This is a genomic window from Vreelandella nanhaiensis (genome assembly GCF_003990185.1).
In the GTDB taxonomy this organism is placed as follows: domain Bacteria; phylum Pseudomonadota; class Gammaproteobacteria; order Pseudomonadales; family Halomonadaceae; genus Vreelandella; species Vreelandella nanhaiensis.
In genome coordinates, this window is sequence record NZ_RZHF01000004.1 from 561,906 (window position 1) to 583,028 (window position 21,123).

General features: G+C 56.8%; 18 protein-coding genes. 7 read left to right on the forward strand and 11 right to left on the reverse strand.

Annotated elements, in window-relative coordinates; translation table 11 throughout:
- The first annotated feature begins 81 nt into the window (after positions 1-81).
- From ELY38_RS03030 to ELY38_RS03050, 5 genes are all read left to right on the forward strand, one after another.
- Complete coding sequence (locus ELY38_RS03030) at positions 82-1,599, forward strand: leucyl aminopeptidase (protein WP_127060021.1); 1,518 nt, start codon at positions 82-84, stop codon at positions 1,597-1,599.
- Positions 1,600-1,752: 153 nt separating this feature from the next.
- On the forward strand, positions 1,753-2,859 hold the full coding sequence (locus tag ELY38_RS03035; RefSeq protein ID WP_127060022.1) for a branched-chain amino acid aminotransferase: 1,107 nt from the start codon (positions 1,753-1,755) through the stop codon (positions 2,857-2,859).
- 62 nt (positions 2,860-2,921) lie between these two features.
- Positions 2,922-3,353, forward strand: a complete 432-nt coding sequence (locus tag ELY38_RS03040) for a DNA polymerase III subunit chi (protein WP_127060023.1) — start codon at positions 2,922-2,924, stop codon at positions 3,351-3,353.
- A 46-nt stretch (positions 3,354-3,399) separates the two neighbouring features.
- Positions 3,400-4,602 carry an MFS transporter gene (locus ELY38_RS03045; protein WP_127060024.1) on the forward strand — a complete coding sequence of 401 codons (1,203 nt, stop codon included), beginning with the start codon at positions 3,400-3,402 and terminating at the stop codon, positions 4,600-4,602.
- A 63-nt stretch (positions 4,603-4,665) separates the two neighbouring features.
- A complete protein-coding gene (locus tag ELY38_RS03050; RefSeq protein WP_127060025.1) occupies positions 4,666-7,512 on the forward strand; it encodes a valine--tRNA ligase in 2,847 nt (948 codons plus the stop codon).
- 314 nt (positions 7,513-7,826) lie between these two features.
- On the opposite strand, the gene ELY38_RS03055 is transcribed toward ELY38_RS03050, so the two are convergent.
- Together ELY38_RS03055 and gloA are read right to left on the reverse strand one after the other, a co-directional pair.
- Entirely contained in the window at positions 7,827-8,288 is a 462-nt protein-coding gene (locus tag ELY38_RS03055; protein WP_422822306.1) for an META domain-containing protein, read from the reverse strand.
- 22 nt (positions 8,289-8,310) lie between these two features.
- A complete protein-coding gene (gloA, locus tag ELY38_RS03060; RefSeq protein ID WP_127060027.1) occupies positions 8,311-8,751 on the reverse strand; it encodes a lactoylglutathione lyase in 441 nt (146 codons plus the stop codon).
- Between the two features lie 170 nt (positions 8,752-8,921).
- On the opposite strand from gloA, the gene ELY38_RS03065 reads away from it, so the two are divergent.
- Positions 8,922-9,992 carry a metal-dependent hydrolase gene (locus ELY38_RS03065; RefSeq protein ID WP_127060028.1) on the forward strand — a complete coding sequence of 357 codons (1,071 nt, stop codon included), beginning with the start codon at positions 8,922-8,924 and terminating at the stop codon, positions 9,990-9,992.
- Positions 9,993-10,000: 8 nt separating this feature from the next.
- On the opposite strand, the gene ELY38_RS03070 is transcribed toward ELY38_RS03065, so the two are convergent.
- The 7 genes from ELY38_RS03070 to rho all read right to left on the reverse strand — a co-directional run bounded on the left by ELY38_RS03070 (position 10,001) and on the right by rho (position 16,666).
- Positions 10,001-10,729, reverse strand: coding sequence for an MliC family protein (locus ELY38_RS03070; protein WP_127060029.1), 729 nt, complete (start codon positions 10,727-10,729; stop codon positions 10,001-10,003).
- 57 nt (positions 10,730-10,786) lie between these two features.
- Complete coding sequence (locus ELY38_RS03075) at positions 10,787-11,299, reverse strand: DUF3087 family protein (RefSeq protein WP_127060030.1); 513 nt, start codon at positions 11,297-11,299, stop codon at positions 10,787-10,789.
- Between the two features lie 75 nt (positions 11,300-11,374).
- On the reverse strand, positions 11,375-12,448 hold the full coding sequence (locus ELY38_RS03080) for a 3-deoxy-7-phosphoheptulonate synthase (RefSeq protein WP_127060031.1): 1,074 nt from the start codon (positions 12,446-12,448) through the stop codon (positions 11,375-11,377).
- Positions 12,449-12,738: 290 nt separating this feature from the next.
- Positions 12,739-12,864, reverse strand: coding sequence for a hypothetical protein (locus ELY38_RS19505; RefSeq protein ID WP_281274306.1), 126 nt, complete (start codon positions 12,862-12,864; stop codon positions 12,739-12,741).
- 196 nt (positions 12,865-13,060) lie between these two features.
- Positions 13,061-13,825: an NAD(P)H-flavin reductase gene (locus ELY38_RS03085; RefSeq protein ID WP_127060032.1), complete on the reverse strand. Its 765-nt coding sequence runs from the start codon at positions 13,823-13,825 to the stop codon at positions 13,061-13,063.
- Positions 13,826-13,867: 42 nt separating this feature from the next.
- A complete protein-coding gene (gene ubiD / locus ELY38_RS03090) occupies positions 13,868-15,364 on the reverse strand; it encodes a 4-hydroxy-3-polyprenylbenzoate decarboxylase (protein ID WP_127060033.1) in 1,497 nt (498 codons plus the stop codon).
- 42 nt (positions 15,365-15,406) lie between these two features.
- A complete protein-coding gene (gene rho, locus ELY38_RS03095; protein WP_106375708.1) occupies positions 15,407-16,666 on the reverse strand; it encodes a transcription termination factor Rho in 1,260 nt (419 codons plus the stop codon).
- A gap of 638 nt (positions 16,667-17,304) precedes the next feature.
- On the opposite strand from rho, the gene ppx reads away from it, so the two are divergent.
- Positions 17,305-18,846: an exopolyphosphatase gene (ppx, locus tag ELY38_RS03100; RefSeq protein WP_127060034.1), complete on the forward strand. Its 1,542-nt coding sequence runs from the start codon at positions 17,305-17,307 to the stop codon at positions 18,844-18,846.
- A 29-nt stretch (positions 18,847-18,875) separates the two neighbouring features.
- Here ppx and tilS read toward each other — a convergent pair whose 3' ends face one another.
- Both tilS and ELY38_RS03110 read right to left on the reverse strand, forming a co-directional pair.
- A complete protein-coding gene (tilS, locus tag ELY38_RS03105) occupies positions 18,876-20,156 on the reverse strand; it encodes a tRNA lysidine(34) synthetase TilS (protein ID WP_127060035.1) in 1,281 nt (426 codons plus the stop codon).
- Positions 20,137-21,090, reverse strand: coding sequence for an acetyl-CoA carboxylase carboxyltransferase subunit alpha (locus tag ELY38_RS03110; protein ID WP_127060036.1), 954 nt, complete (start codon positions 21,088-21,090; stop codon positions 20,137-20,139). The genes tilS and ELY38_RS03110 overlap by 20 nt, the downstream gene beginning before the upstream one ends.
- Between the last annotated feature and the right edge of the window lie 33 nt (positions 21,091-21,123).

Sequence of the window (21,123 nt, forward strand, 5' to 3'; positions counted from 1 at the left end):
GCATGGCTTGGGTACACTAAACGAACACTCAGTACGGGGCATTATCCCGAATCCCTCGATGCTTGTCTTGTTGGAGACGTCATGGAATTTTCCGTTCAGACCGCCAATCCGGCCAAAGCCGAAACGGCTTGTCTCGTCATCCCCCTGTTTAAAGGTAGCCACTTACTGCCCACTGCGGCCAGCCTGGACGACGCCAGCGAGCGTTTAATTAGTCAATTGCTTACGCGTGGCGATTTCGACGCCGCCCTTGGCAATGTTCAGATGATCCCCTTTGCGCCAGGCCTATGTGCCGAGCGGCTTTTACTAGTAGGCCTCGGTGAGCGCGAAAAGTGCCAGGAAGCCGCCTTTTTAAAAGCGCTGGATGCAGCCATGGCGGCGCTTGCCAAACTGCCTGTGGATGAAGCAAGCATCGCGTTTAATGATGTCCCCCTTGAAAGCCGCGAAAGTGACTGGAAAGCCCGCAAGGTATTGGAAGCTGCTGAGCGGGCGGTGTACCGCTTCGACCAGTTTAAGTCTCAGCCCGCGCCTTTAGCGAGCCTTAAAGCGCTCACGCTGATCTGCGAGCCTGAAAATGCCACGCTTGCCAAGCAGGGTGCCCGCATTGGCGCCGCTATTGGCCAGGGCATTAACTACACCCGCACGCTGGGTAACCTGCCGGGCAATGTATGCACACCACGCTATCTTGCCGAACAGGCCGAGGAGTTGGGCCGAGCATCCAACGGCGCGCTAGAGGTTGATATTCTCGACGAAGAAGCGCTGGAAGCGCTGGGCGCGGGCTCCTTGCTGTCCGTAGGCCGGGGTAGCAACGAACCTAGCCGCTTGATTGTCATGAAGTACAACGGCGCAGCTGAGCGTGAAGAGGCACCCCACGTTCTGGTAGGTAAAGGGATCACCTTTGATACCGGCGGTATTTCGCTGAAACCCGGCGAAGGCATGGACGAAATGAAGTTCGACATGTGCGGTGCAGCCAGCGTGTTTGGCACCGTGAAGACGATGTTGACCATCAAGCCCAAGCTTAACCTGGTCTTCATCGTCGCTGCGGCAGAAAACATGCCAGACGGCCTGGCCACCAAGCCCGGCGATATCATTAAAACGCTCAAGGGCTTGACGGTTGAAGTATTGAATACCGACGCCGAGGGTCGCTTGGTGCTGTGCGATGCGCTGACCTACGCCGAGCGCTTCAAGCCGGCAAGTGTTGTGGATATCGCAACCCTCACTGGCGCGGTGATTGTTGGCCTGGGTCACCACGCGACTGGCTTGCTCTCCAATGACGACGACTTGGCGCTCGATTTATTAGAAGCGGGCGAAGCGGCCTGGGACCGCGCCTGGCACCTGCCCCTTTGGGATGAGTACCAGGAGCAGCTGGAATCCAACTTTGCGGATCTGGCCAATATCGGCGGGCGCCCGGCGGGTACGATCACTGCGGCGTGCTTTTTGTCGCGCTTTGCCGACCACTTCCCCTGGGCGCATCTGGATATCGCCGGTACGGCCTGGCATTCAGGTAAACAGAAAGGCGCTACCGGCCGCCCGGTTGGTCTGCTTTCGCAATACCTGCTGGACCGTGAAGCCGACGCCCAGGTAGAAAGTAGCGCCAATTAATATCCTGATTGAGCGCTCGATGGTTGCCTTTCAGGGCGACAACCGTTAAATCTGAAAGTATTAGCGTGTGCCAGCCCTTTATGACGCACGCTACTCTTGATCATATGCTTACATTTGCCCTTCGGGGTCTGGCTCTAGCGGAGAAAACACGCCGTGCCCACTAGCTCTACATCATTTGAAGTTCTGCCGTCCAACCAGCCGACGGCTGGCAGTATCCGTGACAACATTCTGGCCAACCCTGGGTTTGGTAAATACTTCACCGACCATATGGTCAATGTCCGTTGGACGGTCGACGCTGGCTGGCACGGCCACCAGGTGCGTCCCTACGGCCCGTTAACCCTCGACCCGGCCGCCTCCGTACTGCATTACGGCCAGGAAATTTTTGAAGGCATCAAGGCCTATCGCCATGCTGATGGCTCGGTCTGGACCTTCCGCCCCGAGAAAAATGCCGAGCGTTTCCGCCGCAGCGCCCGCCGTTTGGCGCTGCCGGAGCTCACTGACGAGGATTTCATCGGCTCCATCAAGGCACTGCTGGCCCAAGACCACACCTGGGTACCCACGCCGTCAAGCGATACCGATGAGTGCAGCCTGTATCTTCGCCCGTTCATGATCGCCTCCGAAGCCTTCTTGGGCGTACGCCCGGCCCACGAAGTGGATTACTACGTGATCGCCTCACCGGCGGCCTCCTACTTCAAAGGCGGCATCAGCCCGGTTTCCATTTGGCTCTCCTCCCACTATAAGCGTGCAGCCGCGGGCGGTACCGGCTTTGCCAAGTGCGGCGGCAACTATGCGGCGTCCTTGGCCGCGCAGAAAGAGGCCGAGTCTCACGGCTGTGGTCAGGTAGTATTCCTTGATGCCGCTGAAAGCAAGTGGATCGAAGAGCTGGGCGGCATGAACCTGTTTTTTGTCTTCAAGGATGGCCGCCTGGTCACCCCGCGCCTCACCGATACCATTTTAGAAGGCGTTACCCGCAACTCGGTGCTCACCCTTGCCAAAGATGAGGGCCTAACGCCTGAAGAACGTCCGATCAGCATTGACGAGTGGCGCGAAGGTGCGGCTTCCGGCGAGATCACCGAAGTATTCGCCTGCGGCACTGCCGCGGTCATCACCCCGGTAGGCGAGCTGGTCACCGAAGACGAGCGCATTCGCCTGAACGGCGACGGCGGCAATGAAGTGGCCATGCGCATTCGTAAAAAACTGCTCGACGTGCAGTACGGCCGCAGCGAAGACAAGCACGGTTGGCTCACTCAACTGGTGTAATACCCTCCCGCCGCCGCCAACAATGGCGGCGGCTTTGGAACGTTGAAAGAGCGGGAGCCGCCATGGCGCGCATCGACTTTTATATTCTCCCCGATACCACCCTGGAAGCGCGTTTGGCCTTCGCCTGCAAATTGGCCGAAACCATCTGGCGCAAGGGCTATCGTTTGCACCTCCACTGCGAAGACAAGGCCCTGGCCGAGCAAGCCGATAAGGCCCTGTGGAGTTTTCGCGAAGACGCCTATCTCCCCCACGCCCTTGAAGACAGTGACATGGCAAGCAGCGTGCCGGTCACGCTGGGCTGGCAGAAGTTGCCAATACCTATCGAGGAGACCGCGCTTTTAAATCTGCACCCCGAAATTCCTGATGGCGTTGAGCGCTACGCGCGTATCGCCGAAATCATTAACCAGCACCAAGACGTGCTGGTCGCCAAGCGCGCCTGCTGGCAGCGCTACAAAGAGCTCGGCCATGAAGTGGTGCCGCATAAGCTTGGCTAGGCCAGAGCGCTCTGTAAAACATCAATAATTACCAAAGAGCCTTTTCATGTCTTCTCAACACGCCACTCGCACACGGTTTGCTCGTTACCCGCTGACCGTGATCGTTATCGCCCAGCTGTTTGGCACCTCACTGTGGTTCAGCGTCAACGGCATAGGCCCTGCGCTGCAGGCAGCGGTTGGGCTGAGCGAGGGCGACTTGGGGCTTTTAACTATCGCCGTTCAGGCCGGGTTTATTAGCGGTACGCTGCTGATTGCTACTACCGGCCTTGCCGACCGCATGCGGGCAAGTCATCTGTTTGCGATTTCCGCCGTACTCGGTGCGTTCATCAACGCGGCATTTATCGGTCTTGCAGAGAACATCACGCTGGCCGCGGCCGCCCGTTTTGCCACCGGGCTTTGCCTGGCGGGCATCTATCCTCTGGGCATGAAGCTTGTCGTCAGTTGGACACCCAGCCACGCAGGTGCCGCGCTGGGTTGGCTTGTCGGCATGTTGACCCTCGGCATTGCCTCGCCGCATCTGCTGCGCGGTTTAACGTTAACCCTGCCTTGGCAGTGGCCGCTATTGCTGGCCTCTCTTCTGGCGCTGATGGCCGCGGTGATGATTTACCGGTTAGGCGTGGGACCCCATTTGCCCACCAAAGCCGGAAGCGGCCGCCCTTGGGCAGGGCTTAGCGCTTTCAAGCAGCGCTCGTTTCGCAAAGCCGCTTTGGGCTACTTCGGCCACTGCTGGGAACTTTATGCCTTCTGGGCGCTGGTCCCCTTTTTGGTTATCCGCGAGCTTGAACGGTTAAACGCATCAGCGAGCCTTCAACCGTGGTTAACCTTTGTGGTCATTGCGCTGGGCCTGCCAGGCTGCGTGTGGGCGGGAAAGTGGAGCCGCAAAGTAGGCAGCGCCCATGTCGCTTTTGTGGCACTGTTTACCTCTGGTGCGCTTTGCCTGGCTTATCCATTGCTAGGCAGTCTTCCGCCCTGGCTATTACTGATGCTTTTGGGTCTTTGGGGTGTTAGCGTGATTGCTGACTCGGCGCAGTTTTCTGCCCTGGCGTCTGCTCATGCCCCGCCCGAACGGCTGGGCGCGGCGCTGGCCATGATGAACGCCATTGGTTTTGGGTTAACCATTCCCTCTATCGCGCTGGTAACCGCCTTGTGGTCAAGCCAGAGCCTGACTGTTATCTGGTGGCTGCTCCCAGGCCCGGTATTGGGTCTGATTGCCATGCACGGTCTTAACCATCACTCGCCAAGGGCCTGACGCTTTAGCGCTTATCGCGCTATACTTGTCGCCATTTTTTTGCACGTTGTGAGCCGACTCCCCATGGAAAAGACCTACCAACCCGAACAGATCGAAACCCGCTGGTACCAGCGCTGGGAAGCTGATAACCGCTTTGCCCCTTCGGGTAAGGGCGCGCCTTTCTCCATCATGATTCCGCCGCCCAACGTGACAGGTAGCCTGCACATGGGCCACGCCTTCCAGGACACCATCATGGATACCCTGACGCGCTGGAAGCGCATGCAGGGTAATAACACGCTATGGCAGGTAGGCACCGACCATGCGGGGATAGCGACCCAAATGCTGGTTGAGCGCAAGGTAGCCGCGGAAGAGGGTAAAACGCGCCACGATCTCGGCCGCGAAGCGTTCACCGACAAGATATGGGAGTGGAAGGAGGAGTCTGGCGGCCATATTACCCGCCAGCTGCGCCGCATGGGCGCCAGCGTCGACTGGTCTCGTGAGCGCTTCACCATGGACGACGGCTTCTACAAGGCAGTGCAGGAAGTCTTTGTACGTCTGCATGAAGAGAAGCTGATCTACCGTGGCAAACGCCTGGTTAACTGGGACCCCACCCTGCACACCGCGATTTCCGATCTGGAAGTGGAAAACAAGGAGCAGCAAGGCAGCTTCTGGCACTTCCGCTATCCGCTGGCCGACGGCGTTAAAACCACCGATGGCAAGGATTATGTGGTCGTTGCCACTACTCGCCCCGAAACTCTGTTGGGTGATACCGGCGTTGCCGTTAATCCAGAAGATGCGCGTTACGCCTCACTGGTCGGCAAATTTATCGAGCTACCCCTGGTGGGTCGGCGTATCCCTGTGGTGGCGGACGAACACGCCGATATGGAGAAAGGCTCGGGCTGTGTGAAAATCACCCCCGCTCACGACTTCAACGACTATGAAGTCGGCAAACGCCAGAACCACTTACTGATCAACGTCTTCTCCAAGGACGCCACGATTCTTGAACAGGCCGAGATCTTCGATCTCAAAGGCCAGCCGCAGCCGGAAGAAGATGCCAGCCTGCCCGCCAAGTACGCGGGTCTGGACCGTTTTGAAGCGCGTAAGCAGATCGTTGCTGATATGGACGCGCTCGGCCTGCTGGAGCAGGTGGAAGCTGTTAACAACACCCTGCCTTATGGTGACCGCTCTGGCGATGTGATCGAGCCACTGCTCACCGATCAGTGGTTCGTGGCCGTTGAGTCGCTGGCCAAACCGGCCATTAAAGCGGTTGAGGATTGCGAGATCCAGTTCGTACCTAAAAACTACGAGAACATGTATTTTGCCTGGATGCGCGACCTGCAGGACTGGTGTATCTCCCGCCAGCTGTGGTGGGGACATCGTATTCCCGCCTGGTACGACGCGGAAGGCAACGTTTACGTTGCGCGCACAGAAGAAGAGGCACGCGAAAAGCACGGCCTGGGCGCGGATATCGTGCTTACCCAGGACGAAGACGTGCTGGATACCTGGTTCAGTTCAGGCTTGTGGACCTTTGGCACGCTTGGCTGGCCGGAGAAAACCCCGGAGCTTGAAACCTTCCACCCGACCAGCGTGCTGGTGACCGGTTTCGACATCATCTTCTTCTGGGTTGCCCGGATGATCATGCTGACACTGAAGTTCACTGGAGAGGTACCCTTCAAGACCGTGTATGTGCATGGGCTTGTGCGCGATGGCCAGGGCCAGAAGATGTCCAAATCCAAGGGCAACGTGCTGGACCCCATCGACTTGATTGACGGTATTACGCTGGATGCGCTACTTGAAAAGCGCACCGGCAACATGATGCAGCCGCAAAAGGCCAAGGCAATTGCCAAGGCTACCCGCGATGAGTTCAAGGACGGTATTGAACCCCACGGCACCGACGCGCTACGCTTTACCTTCCTCTCCCAGGCCACCACTGGGCGCGATATCAAGTTTGATATGAACCGCCTGGAAGGCTACCGCAACTTCTGCAACAAGCTGTGGAACGCCTCACGCTACGTATTGATGAATGCCGAAGGTGAGGATTGCGGCACCGATGGCGGCGAAGTGGAGCTTTCACTAGCGGATCGCTGGATTATTTCCGAGCTGCAGAAGGTGGAGACTCAGGTCACCAGAGCGATGGACGAGTACCGCTTTGACCATGCCTCGCAAGCGCTGTATGAATTCGTGTGGAACGAGTACTGCGACTGGTACCTGGAGCTTTCCAAGCCGGTGCTGTGGGACGAAAATGCCTCCGCTGAAGCCAAGCGTGGTACCCGCCGCACGCTGGTGCGCGTACTCGAAACCATCCTGCGCCTTGCCCACCCGATGATGCCCTACATTACCGAGGAGATCTGGCAGCGCGTATCGCCTCTGGCAGGTACGTTTATGGGCGAAGGTGCTTCTCTGATGCTGCAGGCCTGGCCGGTAGCCGACGAGAGCAAGATCGACGAGCAGGCCACCCGGGATATCGAGTGGCTGAAAGGCGTCATTATCGCCGTGCGCAATATCCGCGCCGAGATGAACATTGCCCCCGGCAAGCCGTTGGACGTGCTGCTGACCAAGGGCCAGCCTGAAGACGCCGAGCGTCTGGAGCAAAACCGCCGCTTCCTGGCCAAGCTTGCCAAGCTTGAAAGTGCCACTTGGCTTGAAAACCCCAAGGACGCGCCGCTTTCAGCTACTCAATTGGTGGGTGATATGGAAGTGATGGTGCCCATGGCCGACCTGATCAATAAAGATGCCGAGCTTGCCCGCTTAACCAAAGAGATTGAAAAACAGGACAAGCTGATTGGCGGCATCGAGAAAAAGCTGGGTAACGATGGCTTCATCGCTAAAGCCCCGGTAGCCGTTGTCGAGAAAGAGCGCGGTAAACTTGCCGAGTTCCAGTCTGCCAAGAAACTGCTGGAAGAACAGCGGGCCAAGATCGAGGCGCTGTAAAACTCGCCCTGGCTCATAGGCTCTAACGCGCCCGGCTCCTTGCGGAGCCGGGCGTTTTTATGACCACTACAACTGTTTTGGTTACCTTACTAATGGCGGCAGCGAGTTAGGAAACATCGTCAGGTAGTGCTCCCCTGGATGCTATACAACGCGCACATTACCCGTTTGATCGAGCGTATGGCCGCCTTCTTCGACAGCGCCTTTCATAGATTGCAGAACCACCATTAAATATCGCTTATGAGTAGAGCATAAAAGCCCCACATGCCCGCTTATGCAGGCATGTAGGGCTTTGAGAGCCATTAACCTGCCTAGCGTTAGTGCGCTTTGCGCCAGCCACCAAGGACGCGGCTATCCGGACCGAAGAACACCAGCCGGTCATGATCAATTAAATAGCGGTAAGCGGTATCCAGCATATCCGTTACTCGCTTGGCATCGGCCATTTGCGGACAGGCCATGCGCGTGGTGGCAAGTTCCTTAACGTCGATGCGCTGGCTTTCCCCCAGGTTTACTTGGCCTGTAAAACGGTTACAGCCATCAGAGCCAGTCATTTTTCCATCCTTCGAGATCGTGAAAAATGGCGTTTCCGCAAACGATAGCCGCTCATCGGTACCTACCAGCAGCAAATTCCAGCGCTGACCCACCACCGGGCCTGATAAGCCTGTGCTCTGCGATGCATCGTTTAACTGTGGCCCGGGCGCGCTGCTACACGCATTGAGCAACAGAGTGGCTAGTGCCAGTACAGGCAGCAGACCAGTGCGTGGACGTAGTCTCTTCATGAACATATCCATCACCTTTCGCTTACCAGCTGCCGCTGTTTTCCATGGAAGCCCATGGCTCCTGAGGAGGCAGCGCATCTCCTTTCTGCAAAAGCTCGATGGAAATACCATCAGGCGATTTAACAAACGCCATATGACCATCGCGAGGCGGCCGATTGATGGTCACACCGTTGTCCTGAAACTTCTGGCATAGGGCGTAGATATCGTCAACACGGTAGGCCAGATGGCCGAAGTTGCGCCCGCCAGTGTACTCTTCAGGGTCCCAGTTGTAGGTCAGCTCAAGCTCAGGTGCGCTTAACTGGGCTGAACGCTCTTCATCATTCGGTGCGGCGAGAAAGATCAGCGTAAACCGGCCCTTTTCGCTCTCCTTGCGACGTACCTCTTTAAGCCCCAACAAGTCGCAGTAAAAGTGTAATGAGGCATCTATATCCTTAACGCGCACCATCGTATGTAAATATTGCATGCAGCTACTCCTTTAGTGATGATGGTTCTAGTGTACGCTTGCCTCATAATATCGCGCAGAATAGAAAATTGCCTAATGCTTGACGACTATGTGACATACAAGAATAAAGCCAGTAACTTTGTATAGTAAATACCAAGAGATTATCTTAGCGCGCACCCGAGGAGGAACCAGTGGATTCGATCACACAGGCTGCATTAGGCGCCGCTGTGGGTGGAGCGGTATTAGGCCGCCGCCTGGGCCGCAAAGCTGTGCTGATTGGCGCACTGCTTGGCACCCTGCCCGATCTTGACGTAGTGCTTGATTATGGCGATGCAATTACCAATGTGACCGAACACCGAGGCTTTTCCCACTCCTTATTTGTCCTCACGGGCCTTGCGACGCTGTTAGCCTTATTGTGCAAGCGTTTTGCTCCCGCCAGGGATATTACCCTGCTCCGCTGGTGGTGCTTTTTTGCGCTATGTTTGGTGACTCACCCGCTGCTTGATGCGCTTACGACCTACGGCACTCAGCTTTTCTGGCCATTGAACACGCTGCCCGCTGCGTGGCCGATCATTTTTATCATCGACCCCGTTTATACCCTGGCGCTTTTGATTGGCCTGGGAGCGGGCCTGACCTCTCAGCGGGTGTACAAATACTGCGTATGGGGATTGACGGCTTCGAGCCTTTATCTGGCCCTGGCGGCAGGTGCCAAATGGAACGTGGAACAACGCCTGGCACCCGCGCTTGTAGAGCAGGGGCTTACACAAATGCCGCTTCTCATTCAGCCAACACCCTTCAATATTTTGCTCTGGCGGGCCACGGTAGTGGGTGAAGACCGCTACTACGAGAGTTTGATCAGTGTTTTTGATTCACCCCGCCTGCCTCAGCTAGAAGCGCTGTGGCGTAATTCAGGTCTTGAACAGGACGCATTGTCAGGCCCCTTGGGCCAGCGCTTGACGTGGTTTACCGGCCCCTTCCTGCGCTACGACATGCGCTTAATTAACGAAAGGCAAACGTTGGTAGCAACCGATATTCGCCTGGGTTTTCCAGGCTTTCATCCGTTCAGTTTTACGCTTGCCACGCGGGAAGATAACCGCTGGGTTCCAGTGGCCAGAAGCGAAGCGGTGGAAGCACCTCAGGAAATAAGCCTTGCCACCCTTTCAAGGCTTGCTGAGCGTGCGATGGGCGACGTAACGGCCTTATGTGCTAGTGATTTTGTAGCATCGCATTGGCGAGTCGAGCGGTTTGTATACCGCTGCTAGCCGCTGCATCAGGGGGCGATCCCTTGTCCACAGCCGCTATACTGTTCGTCTTCGTAGGTGAGCGTTACCCGGGCAGGAAAAGGCTGACCGCTCATGTTGTCAAAACAGGCCGCCGCTTCAATGCGCAGGCGAAAGAAAGGTTCCACGCGAGCATTTTCAAGCACTACCCGGCCCGCTGCGTTGTCCATCACGCTGACCATATAGGGTAGCTCAATACGCTCTTCCCCATAGTTGAGCTGCAGGGTAAGCGTCGGTGCATCGTGAGCTAACGCCACGTTCCAGCCGGGTTCATTGCCCTGCGCCCAGAACATAACGCCTGACTTCTCTGCACGGGTAATAGCAGCTCGTTCTTCACTCAGCGTGCACTTCAACTGGCCGCGTGGCGTTTCTACGCGGGCCTCATCGCCGCGGTTCCAGAAGCTGATGTCGCCGTCCTGATAGTGTGCGCCGCTGGCCACCACCGCTTGGGGCAGGCGCCAGGCGCCATGCAGTGACCACAGCCGCAAGTCTTGCACGTTGGTGGCACTTACTAAGTGTTGATTGGCCGGTGTGCAGTGCCAGCCCTGAAAACGCTCGGCCGTGCCCGCAAACAGCGCTGACGGCAACAGCGGCGCACTGCTGTTCACTGTGGTTTGGGTGGGTGCCGTCTCTGGCGTTTGCGTGGCGGCGCAGCCCGCCAGCGCCATTGCCAAAATACCTGCCCCGATCAAGGGGATGGGCTTTGTAAACCGTGTCATCAATTTCTTCCCTGCATTTCTCATTTGTTTTATAGCGACTGAACGGTGCTTAAAGCTTCAGCTTCGCTTGAAAGCGTGCAGATCCTGCGAATCGAAGGTATCGACCTGAGCCGGCAGCCCTAGCGCTTCGCGCTTCTCGGCAAGGTGCGTTGTCTCGGCAAGCCAAGCGGCATCGTTAGGCGGCGTGCGGCCATTAAGCTCGGCAAGCTGCGTCACCCCTGCATGGTAGAACGTGACGATATCAAGCGCGGCCCGGTTATTCTCCTCGACCGCTCGGCGTAGCGTGGGCAAAAAACCGCTGATCTGCGATAAGTACTGCCTTAGTTGCCATACGTAGCGCATTTCCGCCATCCACGGGCGCTCGCGTAGAACGGCAAACAGAGCACTGGTGGCCAGAAGCCCAAGAAATATTCCGAGTGCATATAGCCACGGGCTGCTGCCAAAGGTCGATGTCAGCAGCATGGAAAACAGCATACCGAAAATAATTAGCTGCCCCGTCATTGCAAAGCTGATCATGCGCGCCTTGCGGCGATAGCTATGTGAATCATGCTGCTCGAGGGTAAAAACCATGGCCAACCTCGTCATCTAATTGAACGCTCTATGATACGGGGCTGGCCAAAGCAAACAAGCCTGAGTCGCTAAACGTTAGCTTAACCGCTCTGCGGCTGTTTTTAGCAACCGCTCAGTTGCCTCCCAGCTAACACAGGCATCGGTCACCGAAACGCCATAACGCAGGGTGTTCGGCGTCAAGGGCTGCTTACCTTCAAATAAGTGGCTTTCCAGCATCAGGGCCACCAGGTTGGCATTTCCAGACTGGCGCTGGGCCACTACATCCAGCATTACTTCACTCTGTCGGCGATGGTCTTTACACGCATTAGCGTGGCTGCAATCAACCATCAGCCGAGGATTCTGGCCTGCCTGATCAAGCGCCTTAATGGTAGCCTGAACGTGGGATGCCTGATAGTTAGGCTCGCCATGCCCACCACGTAGCACCACGTGGGTATACGGGTTGCCGGCGGTTTGCTGCATGACCGGGCGCCCATTGCCATCCTGGGCAAAACGCTGATGCCCGTGAGCAGCCGCCTGCATGGCATCAATGGCGATTCGTACATCCCCACTGGTAGCATTTTTAAACCCGACCGCCGCTGCCAAATCACTTGCCAGCTCGCGATGCAGTTGGGATTCCGTGGTGCGCGCACCAATCGCAACCCAGCTTAAAAGATCATCCAGGTAAGGGGCGAGCATGGGTTGAAGCAGCTCGGTGGCAACCGGCAGACCCCGGGCGGCAACGGCGTGCATCAATTCCCGCGAAAGCGTGATGCCTTTTGCCATATCGCCGCTGCCGTTTAAATCCGGGTCGTAGGCAAGGCCCTTCCAGCCGACCGTGGTACGAGGCTTTTCCACATAGACCCGCATGACCGGCAGTAACCGCTCGCTTACCTGCTCGCTAAGCACTGCCAGGCGGTCCGCGTATTCAAGCGCGGAATCTGGGTCATGTATGGAGCAAGGGCCAACCACGATCAGCATACGATCATCATGACCACTTAAAATATTGTGGACCGCTTGGCGCTGTTGGGTTATTTGCTGGTTTAATCGGGCATCTACCGCCACGCTGTGACGTAGCTGTGCCGGGGTGGGAAGCGGTGTGGTTACGCTGGCCGTGCTGGCAAGAGATATAGCGTTACGTGCTTGATTCAGGGCATTTGCAGGGGCATTCATAAATTTTTCTCCGGTCTCACATGACATCGTTGGCTGGCGTTGCCACCCAGGTTGGCGCGGTCGGAGGTGGCAGCTAGCACCGACCGCGCGCCGCTAAATCGCCAGCCATAGCCCACATAGCCGGTTGCAGTAGCGTATGCATAAGCGCGATAAGTCATGGTGTAGCTCCTTTTGATGACGTTTCCAGTACGTTGGTAAGAGACGCTAAACGCAAAAAGCCCCGGTTGGGTTACCAACCGGGGCTTAGATATTCGGCAGGCAACCCAGTAGGTGTGCCTGCTAGCGCGACGTTAGCCGTCGGCCATGGGCACACCGCTGCTAAACCAATATCCAAAATAGGCCACTACGCTCATGCACACGCCAGCCGCCGCGATGGGCAGGCTATTAGTAGTGTGCAAAAACGACGATGCGTGCATATTCTTCCTGATGATTGGCAAGCCAGGAGGCTTTGCGAAACGGATTTCATAAAAACGCTGATTTTTTAAATAGATTGTCAAAAAGCCGCGTTTTGAAAATTAATTGCTTTATCCTGCCCTTAAGTCTGGCAAATGGCAACCATTCATTATCAAGCAGCTGCGCGGCCAACAGGGGCAGGAGTGTGTCTTGCTCCGATTATACACGCGGCGCGTAGGCAAATACGTCGGAGAAGACCCGCTCGCTAATTGCGCCCTTGGCTTCCAGTATGTCCATACAGGCGTACACCATGCCGGGCGAACCGGAGAGATAAACGTCGTAATCACTGAACGTTAGCGCGGCCTTTTCCAACACCATATCAATCCGGCCCTGGTGATGGTGAATGCGCTCACCGCTGGCCAAAGGCTCGGCGAGGGGAAACTCAGTAACGGCCTGAAAGCTTACCTGGGGGTAGCGCTGCGCCCACTCGCAGGCCAGATTCTCAGCGTACAGGTCGCGATGCTCACGCGTGGCCCACCAAAGTGAAATGGGACGCGCCGGCTGGTCATGCAGCGTCGCTTCAACGATGGCCTTCATTTGTGCAAAGCCAGTGCCTGCGGCAATCAACAGCAGTGGGCGCTCACTTTGCGGGTCAACCACGCACTCGCCGCTGGGCAGGCGCAGGGTAAGCTGATTGGCCACCTGGAGCAGATTGCGAAGCCGCGCCGAGTTATCTCGCTCGGGCCAATGCTGAATATGCAGTTCAATTACGCCATCGCCTTTCTCGGCACTGGCAATGGAAAACGGCACCCAGGTGCTTTCATCCAACTGAAGCTCCAGATACTGACCGGGCGCATGCTGCATGGCTTCGGCGCGGCCTTCCAGCGTCACACCAAATACGTCAGGACTCAAATCCTCAACGGCCGTTACCTGGCAGGTCAACGTTCTGCACGTCGCAGTCTCTCGTAACGTCCTTGCGCTCATGAAAGCCTCTTTATAGAAAATCGATCCGCGTGGGCGGCAGTATCAGCCGCCATGGCGAGGGGCGGGTAGCGGAATATCGATCCCCAGTTCTTCCCAGCGCTCGTTCACACGGTTTTTTACCGCCTCGTCCATCACAATGGGAGTCCCCCACTCGCGATCGGTCTCTCCCGGCCACTTGTTGGTCGCATCCAGGCCCATCTTGGAACCCAGCCCCGATACGGGGGAGGCGAAATCCAGATAGTCGATAGGTGTATTCTCAACCATGACCGTATCCCGAGCCGGGTCCATACGTGTAGTGATGGCCCAGATCACGTCTTCCCAGTTGCGTGCGTCTACATCGTCGTCCAGCACAATCACGAACTTGGTGTACATGAACTGACGCAAGAAGCTCCATACGCCCATCATCACGCGCTTGGCATGGCCGGGATACTGTTTCTTCATGGACACGACCGCCATGCGGTACGAGCACCCTTCCGGTGGCAGGTAGAAGTCGACGATCTCGGGGAACTGCTTGCAGAGGATCGGCACGAACACTTCGTTTAATGCCAGCCCCAGAACGGCCGGCTCATCCGGTGGCCGCCCGGTATAAGTGGAGTGATATATCGCATCCCGGCGCATGGTCATGCGCGTCACCGTAAAGACAGGGAAGTGATCCACCTCGTTGTAATAACCGGTGTGGTCGCCATAGGGGCCTTCAGGTGCCATATCATCAGGATAGATATAACCTTCCAAAATGATCTCACTGGAAGCAGGCACATCAAGGTCTGAATGGCCGCACTTGACGAGTTCGGTGCGCGAGCCGCGCAATAGCCCGGCAAATGCATACTCGGAAAGGGAGTCAGGAACCGGTGTGACAGCGGCCAGAATAGTCGCCGGGTCAGCGCCCAACGCCACAGCCACCGGGAAAGGCTCGCCGGGGTGAGCTTTCTGGAATTCCAGGAAATCCAGCGCACCGCCGCGATGCGAGAGCCAGCGCATGATTAGCCGGTTCTTGCCGATCTTTTGCTGACGATAAATACCCAAGTTCTGACGCTTTTTGTGCGGCCCCCGGGTGATCACAAGCGGCCAAGTCACCAGGGGAGCAGCATCACCCGGCCAGCAGTGTTGAATGGGCAGCCGACCAAGGTCAACCTCGTCGTCTTCAAAAACGACTTCCTGCACGGGGGCGCGTTTGACGCTTTTGGGCCCCATGCTGAGCACCTGTTTGAAAATAGGCAGCTTATCCCAAGCGTCTTTCAGGCCCTTGGGCGGGTCCGGTTCTTTTAGAAAGGCCAGCAGCTTACCCACTTCACGCAGCGCTTCAACCGATTCCTGCCCCATTCCCAACGCCACACGTTTCGGCGTGCCGAAAAGATTGCCCAACAGCGGCATGTCATGGCCCTTCACATTTTCAAACAAGAGTGCCGGGCCACCGGCACGCAGCGTGCGGTCGCAAATTTCGGTAATTTCCAGGTAAGGATCGACTTCGGCTTGGATACGTTTGAGTTCACCGCGCGCCTCCAGCGCCGCTATAAACTCGCGCAAGTCGTTATACTTCAAGACATACTCCCCGGTGGGCCTGCGCCGCCACGCCGATTGGCGTTAGCGGCGCTTCATCGCATCAAAGAACTCAAGGTTCGTCTTGGTATCCTTCAGACGATCAATCAGGAATTCCGTCGCTGCTGTATCTTCCATGGGGTTGAGCAGCTTGCGCAGAATCCACATGCGCTGCATCTCGTCCTCGGACGCCAGCAGGTCTTCACGGCGTGTACCGCTGCGTCGAATATTGATCGCCGGGAACACACGCTTTTCGGCCAGCTTACGGTCAAGGTGCGCTTCCATGTTGCCGGTACCCTTGAATTCCTCGAAGATGACTTCGTCCATCTTGGAGCCGGTATCCACCAGAGCCGTGGCGATAATGGTCAAACTGCCACCCTCTTCGATATTACGCGCCGCGCCAAAGAAGCGTTTGGGCTTCTCAAGGGCATGGGCGTCAACACCACCGGTGAGCACCTTGCCAGAGCTAGGTACTACAGTGTTGTAGGCACGCGCCAAACGGGTAATCGAATCCAGCAGGATGACCACGTCTTTCTTGTGCTCAACCAGACGCTTGGCTTTCTCAATAACCATTTCGGCGACCTGAACGTGACGCGCCGGGGGCTCATCAAAGGTAGAAGCCACGACTTCACCGCGCACGGTGCGCGACATTTCGGTGACTTCCTCAGGGCGCTCATCAATCAACAGCACGATCAGATGACACTCAGGGTTGTTGCGTGTGATCGATGTCGCAATGTTCTGCAGCATCAGGGTCTTACCCGCTTTCGGCGGAGACACCAGCAGACCACGCTGACCTTTACCGATGGGCGCGGTCAGGTCGATGATACGGGCCGTCAGATCTTCGGTGGAGCCGTTACCGATCTCCATGCGCAGACGCTCATCCGGGAAAAGCGGCGTCAGGTTCTCAAAAAGAATCTTGTGCTTGGCGTTTTCCGGGCGATCAAAGTTGATCTGGCTAACCTTGAGCAGAGCAAAGTAGCGCTCGCCTTCTTTGGGCGGGCGAATCTTGCCGGAAATGGAGTCGCCTTTGCGCAAATTGAAACGACGGATCTGCGAGGGCGACACATAGATATCGTCCGGGCCGGCGAGATAGGAGCTGTCGGCGCTACGCAGAAAGCCAAAGCCATCCTGAAGAATTTCCAGCACACCATCACCATAGATATCCTCACCGCTTTTGGCGTGTTTCTTGAGGATGGCGAAAATGATGTCCTGCTTGCGCGAACGGGCGAGGTTGTCGATACCCATTTCGCGGGCGATATCGAGCAGCTCGGGAACGGATTTTTGCTTGAGTTCAGTGAGATTCATCGGTGTGTTAGAAAATTGCTCATGGAAGCTAGGCGCAAGCGCCGAAATAAGACAGGAGGCGTAGCGTTAATGATAGGGCTAAGCACCGTGTGATGCGTTCAGACCCCGATAAGCACATACTCGAATGAATCGCTAAGCAAATGCTAACTCATGGCGGAAATACAGTGAGGCGATGAGTTTTTGCTCGGTTCGAGGGTGCTAGCAGCTGTGTGCTCTGACCAGTATAAGAAAAGAACCAGTCAGTAGGTAATCTGACGACTTGGAATTCTGGCTGACACTATCTGGATAAGTACTTTAGTCAGCATCCGTACTATTCTGGACAAGTACCATTTAGTCAATACGAATAAACTAATCAACGCAAGTTATAAAAAGCATTCTAGCAATGCGCTGGAGAAGCATAGTATTAAGTAAAAAGAACTTTCAAGAACCGGGATACGTCTGAGGCAACAGCGCCTGGACCCTTACAATGATGCCATTTTAAAAGAGGTGATCGTAAAATGGCAATATGGCTACACGCCATGTTGGATCAAGCCAGTAGTCCGATGGTAGTCAAGCTCCGCCATAAACGCAAGCGTTTGCCAATTGACAATAACTACCCTGCACCGCAACCTTGGCACAGCCAATACGAAGGATAGCTTATGCCCAAGGACATTTCGCCCCCCCTTATCGCCCCTGCCAGCGAGCTGGAAAGCGCGGCACCCCAGCGTTTAGCCGCCATAGATCTCGGCTCCAACAGCTTTCACCTGCTAGTTGCCAACTATCAGAATGAGCGCCTGCAGGTCGTCGCACGCCTAGGCGAAAAAGTCCAGCTGGCGGCCGGCCTGGAGGAAGACGGCAAGCTTAACGAAGCTGCCATGCAGCGTGCTCTGGACTGCCTGAGCCGGTTTGCCCCGTTTTTAAGCGATATCGAGAGCACCAATCTACGTGTCGTGGGCACCAATGCACTACGTGACGCCCAAAATAGTCAGGCATTTATTGAGCGTGCTGAAACCCAGCTAGGCCATGCCATCGAGATCATTGCTGGCCGCGAAGAAGCCCGGCTTATCTATTTGGGCGCGGCACATGCCCTGGCCGAGAAAGGCCGTCGGTTGATTGTCGATATTGGCGGTGGCTCCACAGAGTTTATCATTGGCGAAGAGTTCGAACCCAAGGCGCTTGAAAGTCTGCGTATGGGCTGTGTCACCTTTACCAGCCGCTTTTTCCCCGATGGCGAGTTAAGCGAAAAACGCATGCGCCGCGCTGAACTGGCTGCGTTATCAGAGCTTGCCCATATCCAGCGTCCTTACCAGCGCCTTGGCTGGGAGGACCCGGTTGGCTCCAGCGGCACGATCAAGGCGGCTGCCAGCGTTCTGTTGGCCTACGGTGACACGCCGAATGAAGGCGTGATTACCCGTATCGGCTTGAGAAAACTGCGTGAGCGGCTACTCAAGTGCAAACATCTGGACAAAGTGGAACTGGAAGGATTGAAGCCGGATCGCGCCCGGGTATTCCCGGCAGGCATCGCCATTCTAGGTGCCGTTTTCGAAGCATTCGAGCTTGAGCAGATGCGTTTTGCCGATGGTGCCCTGCGCGAAGGTGTGCTTTACGACATGGCCGGACGCAACAGCGCCGAGGATACCCGTTCCAAAAGCCTGGAGGTTCTCAAGCGAACCTACGATGTGGATACCCGCCAGGCGGATAACGTAGCCGATACCGCCCTGCGCCTGTTTCAGCAGGTCAAGCGCCCTTGGTCGTTAACCCAGGAGCATGGCCACTACCTGCAGTGGGCCAGCCACATGCATGAAATTGGCCTGGCTATTTCCCATAGCCAGTTCCACCGTCACGGCGCGTATCTGTTGGAACACTCCGATCTGGCAGGTTTTTCACGTCCAGAGCAGTACCAGCTAGCCTTTCTGGTGCGCGCTCACCGGCGCAAATTTCCGCTGAAAGAGTGGCAGGCGCTGCCCAAGGCGCAGCAGCCTCATAGTGCCAAGCTTGCGCAGCTTCTGCGCCTGGCGGTGCTGCTCAACCATTCGCGCCCGGAAATCGCGCCACCACTACCCGAAATCAGCGCTAATGCAACGAGCCTGACGCTGACGCTGCCAGCAGGCGAAGAGCCTACCCTGTTCAGCACCGACATCGAGCAGGAACAAGCCTATATGGCGGCAGCCGGGTTTACCCTGAACGTGATACAGGCGTAATTCAGGAAAGCGACATGGTTACTGCATGGCTACGTCGTCGCCCGCGTAATACTGATGTCGGCCGCCTGCCAGAGCACCCTGTCAGGTGGCCTGATCACGCCCAGGCAAGTGTTAGCGCGCATGACCATGATGAGCCGCTCGCGCTCCCACGGCGGTATATCTGCCTCCTGGAGAAGGCGTTTGACATCACGGCGCCCTCGCCCAGCCAACGCAATCACCTCCCCCCCCTGACGCCAGCGTAGCATCAGGGGCGTTTGCGTCGACACGGCAAGTTCAAGGGCACCTAACGGCGTCTCCAGGCCCGGCTGGCCGCCCCAAGTATGCTGCCACTGAGGTAAGGGGTGCAGCGGCGCCATAATATAAAGTCGCTTGCGCCATACACGAGCCTCAGCACCCGGCCAGCTAACCTGCACACTGGCATCAACAGACGCCGCCAACTGCTCCAGCAGAGCCTCCAGGCGCCGTTTTGGCGGTGTTGGCAAATGCTGCTGCTGACACAGGGTACGCACCAATAATCGCTGGCGCGACCGCGAGCGCGTGGCGAGCGCAGCGGCGTCGATACACTCGGCACTTAACCGCAGCGTATCAAGCTCCGCCTGCGCATACTCCCCGAGCAGCGCGTCCGCCTCACCGGCGTGGGCAGCACTTTGGGCAAGCGCCTCGCTCGCATGTGGCCAGCGGTTTTCAAGGCTTGGGATTACCGCATGGCGTAATCGGTTACGATCAATCGCCAGATCACGGTTGGTAGGGTCTTCACACCACCTAAGGGCCAACGCATGGGCGCAGGCTTCAATGTGCTTACGGCTAACCGATAGCCACGGACGAATAAAGTAAAGTCCTTGCGCTTCACGGCGGTAGGGCATGCCCGCCAACCCCCGAATACCGCTGCCACGCAGCGCGGCCAGCAGCAGCGTTTCCGCCTGATCATCCTGATGCTGTGCCAGCCAGACACAATCACCTGCCGGGATATGTTCATAAAACGCTGCGTAGCGCGCCTGACGGGCCGCCGCTTCAATACCGCCATCAGACGAGCCAACCGATACGCGCACCACCGTCAGAGGTACATCAAGGCTCTTACACAGCGCCTGGCAATGCTGTTCAAAACCATCTGCTGCGGTTTGTAATCCGTGATGGATATGGATGGCCCGAAGGGAGCGCCCTACACGACGGCATACATGGCTTGCCAGATGAACCAGCAGCGATGAATCAAGCCCGCCCGAAAGCGCCACCCAAATAGAGCGCCCCGGCGGGGTTTCCGCCAGGGCGTCGGTCAGCAAGCGTTCAAGCGGCTCAGGCCGCTGGGGCGCCATAGCTCATCAGGCGCTTGTAGCGACGCTCTAAAAGCGCATCCGTATCCATTGCTTGCAGACGTTCCAGGCCTGCCGTGAGGGCCTCCTGGACCCGCTCGGCGGTATTCAGCGGATGGCGATGTGCCCCCCCCAGCGGCTCCTTGATCAGCGTATCCACAAAGCCCAGCTCTTTCAGGCGCTCGGCGGTGATACCCATGGCCTGCGCCGCATCGGAGGCTTTCTCAGCGCTTTTCCACAAGATGGAGGCGCAGCCTTCCGGCGAAATAACCGAGTAGGTGGAGTACTGCAGCATATTCAGCTCATCGCACACGCCAATTGCCAGTGCGCCGCCCGAACCGCCCTCGCCCACTACCGTGGAGATAATCGGCGTTTTCAGACGCGACATGACCGCGAGGTTATAAGCGATAGCCTCACTTTGCCCACGCTCTTCTGCATCAATACCCGGGTAAGCACCGGGGGTATCGATAAAGGTCAGAATCGGCATCTTGAAGCGCTCTGCCATTTCCATCAGGCGGCACGCCTTGCGGTAGCCTTCTGGGCGCGGCATGCCAAAATTGCGGCGCACCTTCTCTTTGACATCACGTCCTTTCTGATGGCCAATCACCATAACTGGCTTATCATTTAAGCGCGCCACACCGCCTACCAGGGCGGCATCATCGGCGAAATTACGATCGCCGTGCAGTTCGTCAAAATCGCTGAATATGTACTCAAGGTAATCCAGCGTATAGGGGCGCTGAGGATGGCGCGACAGCTGAGAGACCTGCCAGGGAGTCAAATCCTTGAAGATCGATTCTGTCTGCTTGCGGCTTTTCTCCTCCAGCCGGGATATCTCATCGGAGAGATTAACGCTGTCGGAGCTGACCAAACGCAGCTCCTCAATTTTTGCCTGAAGTTCGGCAATGGGCTGTTCAAAATCGAGATAATTAGGATTCATCGGCTTTGCCTATAAGCTGCCTATTAAAAAAAA

Bases quoted from the DNA above. Each gene is read 5' to 3' on its own strand.
- ELY38_RS03080 (WP_127060031.1), bottom strand. From the start codon at position 12,448: ATGAATGCCCCTGCAAATGCCCTGAATCAAGCACGTAACGCTATATCT.
- gloA (WP_127060027.1), bottom strand. From the start codon at position 8,751: ATGCAATATTTACATACGATGGTGCGCGTTAAGGATATAGATGCCTCA.
- rho (WP_106375708.1), bottom strand. From the start codon at position 16,666: ATGAATCTCACTGAACTCAAGCAAAAATCCGTTCCCGAGCTGCTCGAT.
- ELY38_RS03050 (WP_127060025.1), top strand. From the start codon at position 4,666: ATGGAAAAGACCTACCAACCCGAACAGATCGAAACCCGCTGGTACCAG.
- ELY38_RS03055 (WP_422822306.1), bottom strand. From the start codon at position 8,288: ATGAAGAGACTACGTCCACGCACTGGTCTGCTGCCTGTACTGGCACTA.
- ELY38_RS03110 (WP_127060036.1), bottom strand. From the start codon at position 21,090: ATGAATCCTAATTATCTCGATTTTGAACAGCCCATTGCCGAACTTCAG.
- ELY38_RS03075 (WP_127060030.1), bottom strand. From the start codon at position 11,299: ATGGTTTTTACCCTCGAGCAGCATGATTCACATAGCTATCGCCGCAAG.
- ELY38_RS03070 (WP_127060029.1), bottom strand. From the start codon at position 10,729: ATGACACGGTTTACAAAGCCCATCCCCTTGATCGGGGCAGGTATTTTG.
- ELY38_RS03045 (WP_127060024.1), top strand. From the start codon at position 3,400: ATGTCTTCTCAACACGCCACTCGCACACGGTTTGCTCGTTACCCGCTG.
- ELY38_RS19505 (WP_281274306.1), bottom strand. From the start codon at position 12,864: ATGCACGCATCGTCGTTTTTGCACACTACTAATAGCCTGCCCATCGCG.
- ELY38_RS03040 (WP_127060023.1), top strand. From the start codon at position 2,922: ATGGCGCGCATCGACTTTTATATTCTCCCCGATACCACCCTGGAAGCG.
- tilS (WP_127060035.1), bottom strand. From the start codon at position 20,156: ATGGCGCCCCAGCGGCCTGAGCCGCTTGAACGCTTGCTGACCGACGCC.
- ELY38_RS03030 (WP_127060021.1), top strand. From the start codon at position 82: ATGGAATTTTCCGTTCAGACCGCCAATCCGGCCAAAGCCGAAACGGCT.
- ELY38_RS03085 (WP_127060032.1), bottom strand. From the start codon at position 13,825: ATGAGCGCAAGGACGTTACGAGAGACTGCGACGTGCAGAACGTTGACC.
- ppx (WP_127060034.1), top strand. From the start codon at position 17,305: ATGCCCAAGGACATTTCGCCCCCCCTTATCGCCCCTGCCAGCGAGCTG.